Genomic DNA, 13,156 nt, shown 5'->3' with positions numbered 1-13,156 from the left:
TGCCGGCTGAGCCCTCTCCGCCTATCATAGCGCCCTGGAACCTCGGATCCCTCAAATGAACTATTTCCACCACAAGCATGCTGTCATTACGGGGGCAGGCTCGGGTATTGGGCGGGCGCTCGCGCAGCAGCTCAACGCCGCTGGCTGCCATCTTTATCTATCGGACATTGATGGGGACGGCCTTGCCGCCACCATAGCGAGCTTCGACAACCCCAATGCGCCCTCCCACGGCACGGTGGTCGACGTTTCAGACGTTGACGCGGTGAACCGCTGGGCCGCCGCTGTGGGCGAGATCAGCCCAGAACTCCACCTTGTAGTGAACAATGCAGGAGTCGATCTGATGGCCTCTGCTGCGCAAACGACCTTGCATGACTTTCATTGGCTGATGAACATCAATTTCTGGGGGGTCGTGCACGGCTGTAACGCCTTCATTCCCGCTCTGAAAAAAGCCGAGAAAAGCCATCTTGTGAACATTTCGTCAGTCTTCGGGATGATCGCAGTCCCCAATCAGTCTGCTTACAACGCTGCTAAATTTGCCGTGCGCGGCTACAGCGAATCTTTGCAACAGGAATTAGACCTCGCCGATAGCCCCATAAAGCTGTGTTGCGTCCATCCTGGCGGCATCGACACGAATATAGCCAGACGCGCCCGCAACGTGGACCCCAATGCGACCGCAGACTCGCAGCAGGCGATGTTTGCGCCCCATGCGCGAACCAGTGCCACTGAAGCGGCACGTCGTATCCTTCGAGCCGCAGAGAAAGGTCAGCGGCGGCTACTGATCGGACGCGATGCGAAAATTATCGACTGGGTAGTGCGGCTGTTCCCCACCGCCTACGCTCGCCTGCTTTATGACAGTGCGGTCAACCCAGAGCCGAACATCCAATGAGCGAAACCCTTACACGTCGCCAGCTAATGGTGCTCATTGCGGCACTCATGGCAACCGGTATTGGCCAGTCCTTGGTGTTTGCAATTTTGGCGCCCCTGGGTCGCGAGGTCGATCTCGCGGAGGTCCAGATAACCTCGATTATTGCGCTCTCAGCACTGGTGTTTGCCGTGGCCTCGCCCTATTGGGGCCGCCTCTCGGACAAAGTCGGTCGCAAGCCCGTGATTCTCATTGGCCTCATTGGATACACGGTAGGCACCCTCTTGTTCACGTCGGTATTTATGGCGGGACTTACCGGCGTACTGACGGGGCTGTCCCTATACACCGTAGCGCTCGTTGCACGCTGCAGTCAGTCGGTGGTGATGTCCGCTACCAGCCCATCAACAACAGCCTATGCGGCAGACAGCACAAGTACCGCCGAGCGCACGGCCGCTATGGCGAAACTGGGAACCGCCAACAGTCTGGGCATGATCCTTGGGCCCGCTGTGAGTGGTGCGCTAGCGACGCTCGGGCTCCTGGCGCCGCTTTATTTTGCCGGTGCTTTGGCAGCGGCGGCGGCGATACTGGTGTGGCGGGCGCTGCCGAACATTCCTGCACCGCAACGACATAGCCATGATCGCCCGCGGCGCATGCGCTTTTTGGACGTTCGTATACGGCGGTTTGCTCTTACGGCTATCGCTTTGTTCACGGGATTTTCGGCGATTCAACAAACCCTTGGGTTCCAGCTTCAGGACCAACTGTCACTCACTGGGGTGGAAACTGCTCAATACACCGGTGCTGCTCTGATGGTCTCGGCCGTTTTCACCTTTATTGTGCAGGTGACGGCCATGCAGCGCCTAAAACTACCTCCGCATATCTTCGTGCGCACAGGTCTGGCCTCTATGGCCGTCGGGTCACTGCTCATTGCCGGGTTCGCCAACTTCACGATGCTGGCCTTCGGTATGGCCTTACTGGGAACCGGACTGGGTTTGTCCATGCCAGCAATCACTGCCGGCGCTTCTATTGCGGTAAGTTCACAGGAGCAAGGTGGCGCAGCTGGCGTAATTTCAGCATGCCCTGCTGTAGGTTTTGTGAGTGGCCCGATAATCGGTGGTTTGCTGTATCCCCTGGCGCACTTCGGACCGGCGCTATTTTCTTCGCTGGTGTTCGCAGGCACCATCGCCTTTTTGTACGGAACCTCTAAGCGCTAGCCCGCGACGAAAATCGCGGCGAGGGCTTCGCGCATTGGGGGGGGGATAGGCACGGGCCGACTAGTGACTCGATCAACGAACACATGGGTAAAAGTGCCATTGGCGCAGGCGCAATCGTCACCTTCCCGGAAAATACCAATACCGTACTGCACGGAACTGTTCCCCAGTCGATCAACTCTCAACGCCCCCTGCAATGCCTCGGGATACGCCACAGGTGTGTAGTAGTCACAACCGGAGTTCACCACCAGGCCGACGGTGTCGCCGTCGTGAATATCCAAACCTCCCTCGTCAATGAGGTAGCGATTGGCCACGGAATCGAAGTAGCTGTAGTAAATGACGTTGTTAACGTGTCCGTAAACATCGTTGTCCGACCAGCGCGTAGTAATCGCGGTGAACCAGCGGTAATCCCTGCGCGTCGGAGCTTCTGCTTTAGGCATCTTCGTATCTCACTATGCCCGCGGCCAAAATGCGGCGCGATAGATACCAAGCGCATCCTCGTAAGTCACATCCCGGGGATTGTTAACCAGTAAACGAGTTTGCAGCATTGCGTCCTGGGCGAGAGTCTCCAGACTATCTTCTCGAACACCCGCCTCACTGAGTGTGGCAGGCAGCGACAGGTCGACAATCACTGCTTCGAGGGATGAAATCAAGGCCTCTGCGCGAGCCTCGTCACTTCCGGAAACCGTGGCTCCCACCACCAACTCTGCAAGCTCTGCATAAAGACCCATCGCCTCGGGAAGATTAAACCGAAGCACCGCCGGCAGTACCAGGGAGTTACTCAAACCGTGGGGGATGTGATAGTGCCCACCCAAGGGATAGGCAAGAGCGTGTACCGCTGCCACAGGCGCGTTGGCAAATGCTTGGCCGGCCTGCATAGCACCCAGGAGCATCGCACCCCGGGCGTCACGCTGGCGTCCATCGTGGACCGCCGTTCGAATATTCCGCGCGAGCAAGCTCAGTGCACTGCGCGCCAAATTGTCGGACACGGGATTTTTTTTAATCTTAGAGGTATAGGCTTCAATCGCATGCACCATGGCATCCACGCCGGTCATCGCGGTGACTCTGGGCGGCAGGCCTAAGCTAAGGTCTGCATCGAGAACAGCGATATCGGGCAGCAAAACCGCAGAGCTCACCCCTGCTTTGGTCGTCTCTCCTGTAGTGATAACCGCCACCGGCGTTACCTCGGAACCCGTGCCGGCGGTCGTGGGAACAAGAATGAGTGGCAGCCGACCACCGGTCAGCTGCTCTACGCCGTACATATCGCTGAGCGCTTGATCACTGCACAGTAGCGCTGCCGCCACTTTGGCAACATCCATGGAACTGCCACCACCAACAGCGACAACACCATCAACACCAGATTCCTTACCCGCGGCTGCCGCAGCAAGAACCACCGCTTCTGGCGGGTCCTCACTCACTTTGGCAAACAAGGTAACCCTAATGCCTGCGGCGCCCATGGCATCCTGCACGGGACCAATCAGGCCAATGGACACTAAGCCCGGATCAGTTACCAGCAGCACGTTTTGAACGCCGAGGTTGGCGCAATGCACAGCGAGCTTTAGCGCCTCGCCATTGCCACTCACGACGCGCGCAACGGTACTAAAAGTAAATGGCTGCATGCTGAACTTACTCCATGGTCAGAATGACCTTACCTCGGGCAAGTCGGCCCGTCATCACATCGTAGGCTTTCTGATAATCTTCTAGGGCGAAGACATCATTGATTGCGGGCTTGAGTTTGCCTTCTGCAAACAATCCCCAAAGCGCTTTGATGTTCTGTAAATGTACAGCAGGCTCTTCGGCAATAAAACGCCCCCAGAACACACCTACAATCGAGCAGCCCTTAAGCAATGCGAGGTTCAAAGGAATCTCGGGAATCGGTCCACTCGCAAATCCAATGACCAAGTAGCGGCCATTCCACGCCATACCGCGCAGAGCAGGCTCCGAATAGTCGCCACCAACCGGATCGTAGACAACGTCCACACCCTTGCCGCCAGTCAACTCCTTCACAGTTTGCTTAAGGTCCTGCTCGCTGTAATTAATGGTCTCGTCAGCCCCCAATTCACGGCACATCGCGAGCTTCTCTTCGGAGCTTGCTGCAGCAATCACCTTGGCTCCCATGAGCTTACCCAGTTCCACCGCGGTAGAACCTACTCCGCCAGCAGCGCCAAGCACCAGTAAGGTCTCACCCTCTTTGAGATCCGCACGCTGCTTAAGCGCATGGTAGGAAGTGAAATAGGTCATGGCCACACCGGCCGCCTGCTTGAAATCCAGACCTTCAGGCATGGGCATTACGGCGTGTTGATCAACGGCAATTTGATCACGGAAGCAGCCGCTACCCGTCATCGCAATGACTTTGTCGCCGGGCTTGTAGCGATCAACGCCTTCACCTACCGATAGCACAACACCTGAACACTCGCCGCCAGGAGAGAACGGCATATCGGGTTGAAACTGGTACTTACCTTGAATAATCAGCACGTCGGGGAAGTTCAGCCCGGCTGCCTTGATATCGATAACGACCTGTCCAACCCCAGCGGTCGGCTCCGGATGATCGGTGGCAAGCTCCAGCTTGTCCGCCATTCCATGTTCGGTACACAGTAGTGCGCGCATTCATCTCTCCATGTTTGATCTTACATGTTCGTACACATGCCTTTGCAAATAAGACGAAGCAGGAGACAGAGCGTTCAGGTGTGCTGTGAGCGGGCGTCACGCGCCATGGATGACGCTTTTTGGCGTCCCGCTCGCAGTATTTCTGTGCGCTGTGCCTACTGCTTCCCAACTACTTAGCCCAGCCTTTTATCTACAGTACTTCGAAGAGTCCCGCAGCGCCCATACCACCACCAACACACATCGTGACGACCACGTACTTAACACCGCGTCGCTTTCCTTCGATGAGTGCATGACCAATCATGCGCGAACCACTCATTCCGTAGGGGTGACCAATCGCAATAGCGCCACCGCTCACATTGAGCTTGTCATTATCGATGCCCAGTACGTTACGGCAATGCAATACCTGCACAGCAAACGCTTCGTTGAGCTCCCACAGCCCAATGTCATCGACGGTTAAGCCGTGCTGCTTGAGCAACTTAGGAACCGCATAGACCGGGCCAATACCCATTTCGTCAGGCTCAAGGCCCGCAACCGCGATGCCGCGATAAAGCCCGATAGGCTCAAGACCGCGCTGCTCCGCAAGCTTCGAATCCATGATCACTTGCGCCGATGCGCCATCAGACAGCTGTGAAGCGTTACCCGCTGTAATGGTGCCGCCTTCGATCACTGTCTTAAGACCCGCGAGCGCCTCAGGGGTAGTGGCGCGAATGCCTTCATCGCGGCTCACCGTCGCTTCAGCTTCAGACTGCTCGCCAGTTTCTTTGTTCCAGACGATGCGCTTGCAGGTAACCGGTGTCAGCTCTGCATCATAACGGCCCTGCTCGTAAGCTTCGGCCACACGCTGCTGCGACTGCAGACCGTACTCATCCATGGCATCCCGGCTAATACCGTAGCGCTTAGCAACAACTTCGGCTGTTTGTAGCATTGGCATGTAGACATTTGGGTGCATAGCTACGAGCTCTTCGTCTGCCGCACGGTACAAATTCATATGCTCGTTTTGCACGAGAGAAATCGAGTCAATTCCACCGCCCACTACGATATCCATACCGTCATACATCACTTGCTTGGCAGCAGTGGCGACCGCCATGAGGCCCGAAGAACACTGTCGATCGATAGTCATACCCGAAACCGTGACCGGCAATCCCGCGCGCAAGGCAATCTGCCGCGCAACGTTTTGACCACCAGACCCCTGTTGTAGGGCGGCGCCCATGATCACGTCTTCGATTTCACCAGGCTCAACGCCTGCACGACGCACTGCTTCGCGAACTGCGGCAGCACCCAACGTTGGGGCTGGAAGATTGTTAAATCCACCGCGATAGGCTTTCGCAATAGGTGTTCGTGCTGTCGATACAATAACTGCTTCTTTCATACTGTTTCTCCTATGGACGGGTTAACACACCGCCAGTAAACGTCTGCTGCGCCCCAAAGGGGCGCGATAAATTAATCGAGAGAAATACCAAGACCGGCAGCGGCCTTAGTGAGCATTTTTCCAGTCTGCTCAAAGCCAGCCTGCAGAGCGCGCTCGCCTTCAGGGGAAGTAATAGTGTCCCAATGCGCAGCAATACCCTCGGGGGTTTGCTCTTCTGGCGTTAACCAGCAGCCGTCAGTTTCAACAATCTTGGCAACGGCATAAGAGCCTGCGCCTGCGCAAAGAATCGTACGATTCGGGCTGTCTTCGCTGACCAAATACAAAACAGCAGGCGTTACCGTCTCGGGAGTGAGAAGTTCGAATACCTTCTCAGGCATCAAGCCCTCGGTCATCCGTGTTCCCGCAGTCGGAGCGAGTGCATTCATACGAATATTGTATTTGGCTCCCTCTTGAACCAGCGTATTCATCATGCCAATCACACCCATCTTGGCCGAACCGTAATTGGTTTGCCCAAAGTTGCCGTAAAGACCGGAAGAGGATGTAGTAACGACGATACGGCCATATTCCTGCTCTTTCATGATCTCCCAGCAAGCGCGAGTGCAGTACACACTGCCCATGAGGTGGACATTCAAGACCAGCTGAAAGTCTTCCATGGAGCCCTTGATAAAACTCTTGTCGCGAAGGATGCCAGCGTTGTTAACGAGAATATCGACGCGACCCCATTTCTCCATGGTCGCGGCTACCATCGCCTCTACCTCGGCGTAGTTCGAGACATTGGCACCGTTGGCCATGGCTTCACCACCTGCCGCTTCAATTTCTGCAACAACTGCCAGAGCTGCTTCTGACGAAGCACCTGTGCCGTCCTTGGCGCCGCCCAGATCGTTTACTACAACCTTGGCTCCGCGCTTTGCAAGTTCAATAGCATGGCTGCGGCCCAATCCCTGGCCTGCACCGGTAACAATAGCTACCCGACCGTCATAACGAATCGTCATTCTCAATTACTCCTTTTGTATGTGTCAGGCGCAGACAATCATCGCCAGTGTTTCAGCCACTAGCGCGGGGGTCTCTTCACCTTCAATCTCTACGGTAACCGCCGATGTCATAAGGAAGCGGTTGTCATCTTTTTGATCAACACTAATCAGCTCACTGTGGGCGCGAATTTTTTTGCCCGCGCGCACTGGAGCGAGAAAACGCACCTTGTTCATGCCGTAATTGATACCCATCATCACGTTCTCTGGCACTACTCCTTGGCCCTCACTGAGCTTGGGAAGCATCGACAGCGACAGGAATCCGTGGGCAATCGTTCCGCCAAAAGGAGTCTGTGCGGCCTTCTCTTCGTCCAGATGAATAAATTGATGATCCTCGGTGCAATCCGCAAAAGCGTTAATACGCCCTTGATCGATAGTCACCCAGTCGCTAGTCGTCTTAGTGCCGACCTGATCAACAAGCTGTTCTTTTGGAACTACTTTAATACCCATGTTTTTTCACCTTTTTACTAACGAAATATTCAAATAACCGTGTAGCGCGGTGCGCTCAGAACCTGATATCAACCGTCTCTAAACGTCGCATTCACGGGCTCTTGGTCCATATATTTTTTGAACTCGTTGCGTCCCACCACCATGCGGTGAACCGCATCCGGACCATCTGCAAGACGCAGCGTGCGCTGCCCCATGTACATGGTCGCCAGAGGTGTGTCCTGAGAAACTCCAAGGCCACCAAACATTTGAATGGCTTCGTCAATGATCTTCAACGTGACATTTGGCACAGCGGTCTTAATCATCGAAATCCAAATGCGAGCTTCTTTCGCATCGACGCTGTCCATCATCCAGGCTGTCTTCAATGTGAGCAGACGCGCTTGCTCAATATCCATACGGGCATTGGCCACGATGTCGATATTGCCGCCCAGACGGGCCAGAGGCTTGCCAAATGCCACACGAGTCGTTGCACGCTTGCACATCAACTCCAGGGCACGCTCTGCGGCACCCAAAGCACGCATGCAGTGGTGAATTCGACCGGGCCCAAGACGACCCTGAGAAATTTCAAAACCACGGCCTGGCCCAAGAATCACGTTTTCTTTGGGGACGCGAACCTCATTAAAGCGCAAATGCATATGTCCATGAGGTGCATCATCCATGGAGAACACTTGCATGGGCCGAATGATTTCTACGCCAGGAGTATTCATAGGAACCAGAATCTGTGATTGCTGCTTGTGCTTGGCCGCTTCCGGGTCCGTCTTGACCATCACGATCATAATCTTGCAACGGGGATCGCCTGCACCAGAGATCCAGTGCTTCTCGCCATTAATAACCCACTCGTCTCCATCAAGTACGGCGCTGGTAGAGATATTGGTGGCATCTGAGGACGCGACACCAGGCTCTGTCATAGCGAATGCACTGCGGATCTCTCCGTTCAGCAACGGCGCAAGCCACTGGGCCTGCTGTGCTTCACTTCCATACTTCGCAAGCACTTCCATATTCCCGGTATCGGGCGCAGCACAGTTAAATGCCTCTGAAGCGATATGCGAGCGACCCATTTCTTCCGCCAGGTACGCGTATTCAACCGTACTTAAACCACTACTTTGCTCACCCTCGGTGAGAAAGAAATTCCAAAGTCCCTGAGCACGCGCTTTTGTTTTTAGGGACTCGATAATCTCAGTCTGACGATCCGTGAACTGCCAGCGATCACCCGTGGCGATCTCTGTTGCATAAGCGCTTTCCAGCGGCAGTACTTCGTCGTCAATAAAAGCTTTAACGCGTTCCAGTATTGGCGCAACTTTTTCTGATATTCCTAGGTCCATGACCCATTCTCCTTACGTGCACGCCCCGCTAAGAATTACGGGGCACAATAGGGTGAAGCGCTTAGGCCTTAGCCAGACGCTCGCTCATTTCAGCTTTAAGCTGTCGTTTGAAAATCTTACCGGTGGCGATGCGCGGCAGCGCTTCCTCATGAAAACGCAAATGTGAAGGTATTTTGAATCCCGCAATATGCTCCCGCAGGAAGCTTTGTAACTCTTCAGGGGTCAGACTTTCGCCTTCCCGTACGACGACACTGGCAGCAACCGCCTCCCCGAGACGCTCATCAGGCACACCGTACACCGCCGCCTCACTGATCGCCGGATGCTGGTAGATTCCTGCTTCGACTTCGATACAACTGATGTTCTCGCCACCTCGAATAATAATTTCCTTCATTCTGTCGACAATGAACAGAAATCCATCTTCATCGATGTAACCCACATCGCCAGTGTGAAACCAACCGTCGCGAAATGCCTCGGCTGTAGCTTCAGGCTTATTCCAGTAACCCAGGCAATTGGCCGGTGAGTGCATACAAACCTCACCCCGCTCTCCCGCTGCGACGGGCTTGTCATGCTCGTCAAATATCGCGATGTCTGTCACCGCTGGCACCGGCCGCCCGGCACTACCTGGTCGCGCCCGGTATACCGCCCCGGTATTAATGGTCCCTAGAGCGTTGGTTTCGGTGAGGCCGTAGCCAATACCTGCTGATGAATGCTTAAACGTTGTCGCCAGCTTTTCTACCTGTGCGGGTGGCCGCGCTGCACCACCGCCGTAGATCTCGGCAAGCGAAGACAGGTCGCGATCCGATTCCGCAGCAGCAGCCTGCAGCTCTGCAGACATGGTGGGAACACCGGTAAACCAGGTAATGCGCTCTTCTTCGATCATGCGCAACGCTTCCTGCACATCCCACTTGTGCATGATCACCAGCTTGCGGCCAACTATTAGCGACAGTAAAAAGGCGGTGTGACTGCCGGTGCAGTGAAACAAAGGGATTGTCAGTAACCCCGATGGCGCAAATTTGGCCGGCGCAGTGTCGCCTGCAGCCTGCTTGGCTGACGTACCCAACAGCATCCAGCTATAAAGCGCCGAGAGCATTCCCCGGTGCGATGACAAAGCACCTTTGGGGTGTCCTGTGGAACCCGAGGTGTACATGATCGTTGCGTGATCATCAGCGGCCACAGACACCTCGGGCATTTCGGCGCCGCTGTGAGCTGTCACAAGATCCTGAAATTGACTAAAAGCCAGATCCAGTCCACTACAGTCATCCACCGCAATGAGCTTCAGCTCCAGATCTTTCTGCAGTGGCTGCAGACGCTCCAGGCGCTGACGATCCGCAATAACGACCTTGGCACCGCTGTCTCGTAAGCCGTAGTCCAGTTCTTCCGTGGTCCACCAGGCGTTCATGGGCACAGCAACAGCACCGATAGAAAGCGCTGCGATAAAACCCATCATCCACTCGGGGTTATTGCGGCTGAGAATTGCCACTCGATCGCCCGGCTGCACGCCAAAGTCATCGAGGAGCGAACGGGCCAGGGCCGCCGACCGCGCGTAGCTCTCACCAAAGGTCAGGCGCTCATCGTGATAGACCGTAAACACCTTTTCCGAATGGTTCAGCATGAAACGGAAGTAGGCGCCCATGTTCGGGGGCGCCGAGGTGAAGTTTCGATACTCGACACCGCCAATCGTGACGGTATTGAGCGCGAAGGGCGCGCCTTCCTCGGTCAGTTGCGCTACAACAGCATCAATTTTCTGCAGCTCTTCACTCATCGTTTTTATTATTTCCTTTGCTTGCGGACGATCTCAGTTCATCAGTATCCACCGATACGGGCGAAGCGATCCAGATGATAGTAGTAATCACCCATAAGATGTTCCAAGACCCGGGCACGCTTCATGAACAAGCCGATGTCGTACTCGTCGGTCATACCCACACCACCATGCATCTGCACACCTTCATTGCTCGCAAGTCTGGCGACTTCAGAGAGCTTGGCTTTGGCTGCGCTAGCAAATCGAGAAAGACTGTCATCGCCCGCATCCACGGCCTGCAGTGCCTTGAGGACGATAGAGCGAGCCAGCTCCAACTCTGCAAACAAGTGCGCTGCGCGGTGCTGAAGCCCCTGAAAAGAGCCAACAACCTGACCAAACTGTTTGCGCTCACGAATATAGGCCACCGTTCGCTCAAAGGCCTCCAAAGATAATCCCAGTAATTCGGCCGATAGCCCGATTGCTGCGATATCGAGCGTGCGCTCAAGCGCCGCCCACGCATCACCCTCAGCGCCCATAAGCGCGTCGGCAGAAACGCGAACACCGTCCAGTGACAGGACCCCGCATTGACGGCTATCGACCATGTCACAGCGCGATCGGCTCAGGCCTTCAGCATCTGCTGCTACCAAAAAAGCACTCAGCCCGGCGGACTCGCCGGCGGAGCCGCTGCTTCGTGCAATAACGATGAACGCGTCAGCACTTTGGGCATCCAGGACCATGCGTTTTTCGCCCGACAATACAAACGTATCCCCGTCCTGAGACGCCGTCGTAGTCACCGCCAATGGATCAAAGGCTCCCGTTTCCTGCAAAGCCAGAGTCACCTGCTTCTCGCCCGCAGCAATCGCTGCAAGCCACAGCGCTTTTTGTGATTCGTTTCCCAGGCAATTGATCGCCGTCGCGCCGATGAGCACGCTGGCTTCCAAGGGTGAAGCACTCAAGTGTCGTCCGGCCTGCTCCAGGACGACACCCAGCCCCGTATAACCGTAGCCCAAGCCGCCGTAGGCTTCCGGGATGGCGATCCCCGCCCAGCCCATATCTACCATTTCTTGCCAAACAGCGGGATCAAAGCCTAATTCGTCGCCGCTATCGCGCAATTTCCGAAGGTGCTCAACGGTCGCCTTGCTCGCCAAAAAGCCTGCTGCGGACTCTTGCAGCATCAGTTGTTCTTCGTTCAGTACTAAAGTCATGACAACGGCACCTCAGGCGTCAGGTAAACCAAGCACACGCTTGGCTACGATATTAAGTTGAACTTCCGATGTACCGCCCTCGATAGAGTTACCCTTGGATCGCAGGAAACTTTTCACAAGGCTGCCATCGTGGTAACGCTCACCGGACCAGCCCAAGGCAGCTTCGCCACCCACCGCTAGATTCAGCTCGTTGCGGCGCTTGTTGAGCTCAGTACCGTAGTACTTAAATATGGATGATGCAGCGCCAAGCCCCTGGCCTGCCTTAACTTCATCGCCCACACGCTCCATGGTGGCGGAGAAGACCAGGGTGTCCAGCTGATGCTGAGCGATGTCCTGACGTAGAATCCCATTGCGAAGGCGCCCTTCAGCATCAGCACCCATTTGCTCAACCGCTGTCTTGCCCAGTGATTTGCCGCCGGCGGTACCAAACGCTGAAATCATTTCCCGCTCGTGCGTCAGGAGGTACTTGGCGATCGTCCAGCCTTGGCCTTCCTCACCCACCAAATTGCGCTTGTCAGCGCGCGCGTCATCAAAGAATGTCTCGCAAAACGGCGAGGAGCCACTGATCAGGCGGATAGGCTTAGCTGTTACACCCGGCTGATCCATGTCAAACAGCACAAAGCTGATGCCCTCGTGCTTACTGCCGGAGTTATCTGTGCGCACGAGACAAAAGATCCAATCGGCTTTGTCCGCGTAGGAGGTCCACACCTTCTGCCCATTGATCAGGTAGTGATCGCCCTGGTCATCCGCACGGGTTTGAAGGCTAGCCAGGTCTGAGCCAGCATTGGGTTCTGAGTAACCCTGACACCAACGAATTTCCCCACGACAGATGGGTGGCAGGTGCTCGCGCTTCTGGTCTTCACTGCCAAACTTCAGCAGCGCCGGCCCAAGCATGGAGATACCGAAGGAATCCAACGGGCGACGCGCGCCAATGCCTGCCATTTCCTCACGAAGAACTTTAACTTCCTCCGCAGAGAGGCCGCCGCCCCCATACTCCTTGGGCCAATGCGGCACCGTCCAGCCGCGCTCGGCCATAAGGTCACACCAAAGCGGTTGCTCCGGGATATCAACCTCTGGCTTTCGGCCACCGGTAAAAATATCTTCAAAACCGCTTACCGGCTGGCGCATGGATTCTGGGCAGTTGGCTTCGAGCCACTCCCGGGTTTCCTGACGAAAGGTATCAATCTCGGTCAAAGCGGTAGCCTCCTGAGGGTCGGGAATCATGTTTATAGTGGTCCGGGCAAAATGCGCCCACGACGAGTAACACAGGTTTTGAACATACAGTATGTTTTACTGTCGCTCAAGTATTCTTGGGCGCCTAAGTGAGATCAATAGGTGCTCAAAGTTAGTGATACGCGAGACTCAAGAAG

The 13,156-nt window shown here is 55.5% G+C and carries 12 protein-coding genes; 2 read left to right on the top strand and 10 right to left on the bottom strand.

What is annotated here, in order from left to right:
• Window positions 1-55: 55 nt before the first annotated feature.
• Together ACI9KD_RS09825 and ACI9KD_RS09820 are read left to right on the top strand one after the other, a co-directional pair.
• Window positions 56-886 (top strand): SDR family NAD(P)-dependent oxidoreductase, encoded by an 831-nt coding sequence (locus ACI9KD_RS09825; RefSeq protein ID WP_414980991.1) that lies wholly within the window; start codon window positions 56-58, stop codon window positions 884-886.
• Window positions 883-2,073, top strand: coding sequence for an MFS transporter (locus ACI9KD_RS09820; protein WP_414980990.1), 1,191 nt, complete (start codon window positions 883-885; stop codon window positions 2,071-2,073). The genes ACI9KD_RS09825 and ACI9KD_RS09820 overlap by 4 nt, the downstream gene beginning before the upstream one ends.
• On the opposite strand, the gene ACI9KD_RS09815 is transcribed toward ACI9KD_RS09820, so the two are convergent.
• The 10 genes from ACI9KD_RS09815 to ACI9KD_RS09770 form a co-directional block, all read right to left on the bottom strand.
• Window positions 2,070-2,510: an acyl-CoA thioesterase gene (locus ACI9KD_RS09815; RefSeq protein ID WP_414980989.1), complete on the bottom strand. Its 441-nt coding sequence runs from the start codon at window positions 2,508-2,510 to the stop codon at window positions 2,070-2,072. The genes ACI9KD_RS09820 and ACI9KD_RS09815 overlap by 4 nt on opposite strands.
• A 12-nt stretch (window positions 2,511-2,522) precedes the next feature.
• Window positions 2,523-3,689 (bottom strand): iron-containing alcohol dehydrogenase, encoded by a 1,167-nt coding sequence (locus ACI9KD_RS09810; RefSeq protein ID WP_414980988.1) that lies wholly within the window; start codon window positions 3,687-3,689, stop codon window positions 2,523-2,525.
• A 7-nt stretch (window positions 3,690-3,696) separates the two neighbouring features.
• Window positions 3,697-4,677, bottom strand: a complete 981-nt coding sequence (locus ACI9KD_RS09805; protein WP_414980987.1) for an NADPH:quinone oxidoreductase family protein — start codon at window positions 4,675-4,677, stop codon at window positions 3,697-3,699.
• 190 nt (window positions 4,678-4,867) lie between these two features.
• On the bottom strand, window positions 4,868-6,046 hold the full coding sequence (locus ACI9KD_RS09800; protein WP_414980986.1) for an acetyl-CoA C-acyltransferase: 1,179 nt from the start codon (window positions 6,044-6,046) through the stop codon (window positions 4,868-4,870).
• Between the two features lie 71 nt (window positions 6,047-6,117).
• On the bottom strand, window positions 6,118-7,038 hold the full coding sequence (locus ACI9KD_RS09795) for an SDR family NAD(P)-dependent oxidoreductase (protein WP_414980985.1): 921 nt from the start codon (window positions 7,036-7,038) through the stop codon (window positions 6,118-6,120).
• Between the two features lie 24 nt (window positions 7,039-7,062).
• Entirely contained in the window at window positions 7,063-7,524 is a 462-nt protein-coding gene (locus ACI9KD_RS09790; RefSeq protein WP_414980984.1) for a MaoC family dehydratase, read from the bottom strand.
• 68 nt (window positions 7,525-7,592) lie between these two features.
• Window positions 7,593-8,843 carry an acyl-CoA dehydrogenase family protein gene (locus ACI9KD_RS09785; protein ID WP_414980983.1) on the bottom strand — a complete coding sequence of 417 codons (1,251 nt, stop codon included), beginning with the start codon at window positions 8,841-8,843 and terminating at the stop codon, window positions 7,593-7,595.
• Window positions 8,844-8,904: 61 nt separating this feature from the next.
• Entirely contained in the window at window positions 8,905-10,605 is a 1,701-nt protein-coding gene (locus tag ACI9KD_RS09780) for a class I adenylate-forming enzyme family protein (protein WP_414980982.1), read from the bottom strand.
• Between the two features lie 41 nt (window positions 10,606-10,646).
• Window positions 10,647-11,786: an acyl-CoA dehydrogenase family protein gene (locus ACI9KD_RS09775; protein ID WP_414980981.1), complete on the bottom strand. Its 1,140-nt coding sequence runs from the start codon at window positions 11,784-11,786 to the stop codon at window positions 10,647-10,649.
• Between the two features lie 12 nt (window positions 11,787-11,798).
• Entirely contained in the window at window positions 11,799-12,980 is a 1,182-nt protein-coding gene (locus ACI9KD_RS09770) for an acyl-CoA dehydrogenase family protein (RefSeq protein ID WP_414981005.1), read from the bottom strand.
• Between the last annotated feature and the right edge of the window lie 176 nt (window positions 12,981-13,156).

It is taken from the genome of Congregibacter sp. (assembly GCF_047617445.1).
GTDB lineage: Bacteria > Pseudomonadota > Gammaproteobacteria > Pseudomonadales > Halieaceae > Congregibacter.
The sequence above is the reverse complement of the archived record's forward strand: the minus strand, read 5'-3'. Positions and strand labels throughout refer to the sequence as shown.

Excerpts from the sequence above, each read along its gene's own strand:
- ACI9KD_RS09780 (WP_414980982.1), bottom strand. The coding sequence starts at position 10,605 with ATGAGTGAAGAGCTGCAGAAAATTGATGCTGTTGTAGCGCAACTGACC.
- ACI9KD_RS09810 (WP_414980988.1), bottom strand. The coding sequence starts at position 3,689 with ATGCAGCCATTTACTTTTAGTACCGTTGCGCGCGTCGTGAGTGGCAAT.
- ACI9KD_RS09800 (WP_414980986.1), bottom strand. The coding sequence starts at position 6,046 with ATGAAAGAAGCAGTTATTGTATCGACAGCACGAACACCTATTGCGAAA.
- ACI9KD_RS09775 (WP_414980981.1), bottom strand. The coding sequence starts at position 11,786 with ATGACTTTAGTACTGAACGAAGAACAACTGATGCTGCAAGAGTCCGCA.
- ACI9KD_RS09825 (WP_414980991.1), top strand. The coding sequence starts at position 56 with ATGAACTATTTCCACCACAAGCATGCTGTCATTACGGGGGCAGGCTCG.
- ACI9KD_RS09820 (WP_414980990.1), top strand. The coding sequence starts at position 883 with ATGAGCGAAACCCTTACACGTCGCCAGCTAATGGTGCTCATTGCGGCA.
- ACI9KD_RS09790 (WP_414980984.1), bottom strand. The coding sequence starts at position 7,524 with ATGGGTATTAAAGTAGTTCCAAAAGAACAGCTTGTTGATCAGGTCGGC.
- ACI9KD_RS09795 (WP_414980985.1), bottom strand. The coding sequence starts at position 7,038 with ATGACGATTCGTTATGACGGTCGGGTAGCTATTGTTACCGGTGCAGGC.
- ACI9KD_RS09815 (WP_414980989.1), bottom strand. The coding sequence starts at position 2,510 with ATGCCTAAAGCAGAAGCTCCGACGCGCAGGGATTACCGCTGGTTCACC.
- ACI9KD_RS09805 (WP_414980987.1), bottom strand. The coding sequence starts at position 4,677 with ATGCGCGCACTACTGTGTACCGAACATGGAATGGCGGACAAGCTGGAG.
- ACI9KD_RS09785 (WP_414980983.1), bottom strand. The coding sequence starts at position 8,843 with ATGGACCTAGGAATATCAGAAAAAGTTGCGCCAATACTGGAACGCGTT.